Below are 513 nucleotides of genomic sequence, written 5' to 3' on the forward strand. Positions count from 1 at the left end.
GGTCAAAATTATCCTTGGACTTATCATCCTGTCTTTCGTATTTGCCGGTGTAGGTAGCTACCTAGTGAATGGCAGCAACAATTCAGCAGCGAAAGTAGGTAACACCGAGATTCCTCGTGGTGAGTTCGAGATGGCTTACCAAAATGAGCGCAATCGCATGCAAGCTCAATTGGGTGACTACTTCTCTCAAATGTTGGCTGACCCTGCATACGTTGAATCTTTCCGCAAATCAGTGCTTGATCGTATGATTAATGACGTATTGCTTGACCAACAAGCTGAAGCACTTGGCTTACGAATCAGCGATGCTCAAGTTCGTAGCATGATTCTTGAAATGCCTCAGTTCCAATCTAACGGTCAGTTTGATCAAGAAATTTACCAAGCATCGCTACGTCGTGCAGGTTTCTCTCCTGATTCTTTTGCTGAGTACATGCGTCGTGAATTGGTGCGTGAGCAGCTTCTAACAGCGCTTCAAAGCAGTGAGTTTACTCTTCCAGGCGAAGTTCAATCTCAGGG

Annotated in this window: 1 protein-coding gene; it reads left to right on the forward strand. The window is 45.4% G+C overall.

The features are described 5' to 3' along the window. Positions 1 to 513, forward strand: a 513-nt coding sequence (locus R7Q48_RS31230) for a SurA N-terminal domain-containing protein (protein ID WP_318134309.1), incomplete at both ends; no start/stop codon positions are given.

It is taken from the genome of Vibrio sp. 378 (assembly GCF_033339435.1).